The following is a 1815-nucleotide window of genomic DNA, read 5'->3' as shown; positions in this document are numbered from 1 at the left end:
CTTTGAAAACAAATGCAGACGGCCTGATGTATCTCCTCTTGGTGCTGAAGTCCACTTTCACGAGACCGAATTTTTTGGAGAATCCAGATGCCCACTCATAATTGTCGGTGAGTGCCCAATGCAGGTAGCCCTCAACTCTGGCGCCGTCTTTTATAGCCCTTTCCAGATTCTTTAAATGTGAAGCAACATACCTTGGCCTTAATCTGTCCGAGTCATCCGCGATTCCATTCTCAGATATCATCATCGGAAGACCTATACGTTTCTGATAGGCCATCACCAGATTATATATACCTTCAGGGTACACCTCCCATCCAGTATCGCTGACCGAACGACCATCGAGGGATTTATCCCTATCACCGGTGGCATAACCATACCCTTGGACAATTGCCCATCGATCATTTTCCTTCTGTATAACATCTCTGCTGTAATAATTTACACCTACCCAATCAAGATGATCAACCATATCTTTTCTGTGATCCGACCCATATTTTATGCCTTTGCGATCGGCCGATCTGGCGTACCATGATAGATCACCCTTCATTATTGCGTCAAAGAACGAGTACCTTATCTCATATTCCGCTAAGTCCCTCGCTTCTCTATCTTCGTCCGTCCTTGGCTGCATATCCCCGTTTGCATATACTATGCCTACAGGTTTCCTGGAAAATTTCTTTATGGCGTCATAGGCTCTGACGTGTGCTTCTGTGAAGAACTTCTTCCTTATGGCCATGGAGTCTGGGTTCCAATCTGTGCTGCATTGTCCATTGAATAAAATATTAGGTTCATTCATGGTGGACCATCTGTCCACGAGATCATCAAATTTACTGGCCGTATATGCTGCAAATTTTGCAAATTCGATAACGGATCTTCTGTTGAAGCAATTTCCCACACCGTTATCCTTCTCACGATCCCTTCGGGAAGGGTCATTTATCCAGATCGGTGTAGACCAGTGATAGAGATTTGCAATTACGAAGAAACCTCTCCTCTTGAGATCCATTATCATATGTCTGTAGTGATCCAGGGATCTGGAGTTTGCAAGGCCTTCGAGTTTTTCTAAAGTTCTTTCATCTATGTCCACATTGATTATATCGCCATTATCTTCCTGCACTCCAACTTTGACAGCTTCGGTCGATATTGGGAAAATTCTGGACCATTCTATCCCGATCCTTGCGGCGTTCATACCAATATGCTGCGCAATATCATGGTCCTTGTGATACAGATCCCAGTATGCGGCCCCATTTTCTGGAAGATCACCAGAAACTATGTGGTTTTTGATGTTATACTCGTCATGAGCCCATGAATACCAGTCTGTATTTGGATCAGGATCACTCAGTCCCATTTCAAACTGAAAACCAGCTTCTGAAAAACCAAATTTGAATCCCTTAGGAAACATTGAAATTCATTTTCCTGATATACTTAAAATTTCCTGAATCACAGATACTCATTGTTGTAGTATTGAGGGATGAAGTTTCACATTTATCATCTTGATATCCTCCAGGGTTGCAGTCTTTCCACCTACTGAATAAGTTTTATCTCCACTCTTGATGTAAAATGTATTTCTAACAAATGGGATCCTCTCGGTCTTGATAATTTCACCTTTGATCGTCCTTCTGTCGTCATGGTAGAAGCCTTCCACTTCAGCATCCAGTTTTATTCCTCTTGAGAACATGAAATCTATTGCATCGCATGTAAGCCATATATTGCAAAATTTTATCTCTCGTGCGATATAGAAATTTTTGACTATCCTTGACACACTCCAGAGAGACTGATTAAAATAATATGACATAACGTGAATAAAATTATCCTCTTCGAAGTAAA

The 1815-nt window shown here is 41.7% G+C and carries 2 protein-coding genes; both read right to left on the bottom strand.

The annotated features are described in order from the left end of the window. On the bottom strand, positions 1–1390 hold a 1390-nt coding region (gene bgaS, locus Q0C15_RS05675), incomplete at its 3' end, for a beta-galactosidase BgaS (protein ID WP_297217210.1). A gap of 48 nt (positions 1391–1438) precedes the next feature. Then, positions 1439–1815, bottom strand: a 377-nt coding sequence (locus Q0C15_RS05670; RefSeq protein WP_297217208.1) for a TrmB family transcriptional regulator sugar-binding domain-containing protein, incomplete at its 5' end; no start/stop codon positions are given.

Source organism: Thermoplasma sp., assembly GCF_023256435.1.
Taxonomy (GTDB): Archaea; Thermoplasmatota; Thermoplasmata; order Thermoplasmatales; family Thermoplasmataceae; genus Thermoplasma.
This window is presented reverse-complemented; position numbering and strand designations above follow the sequence as displayed.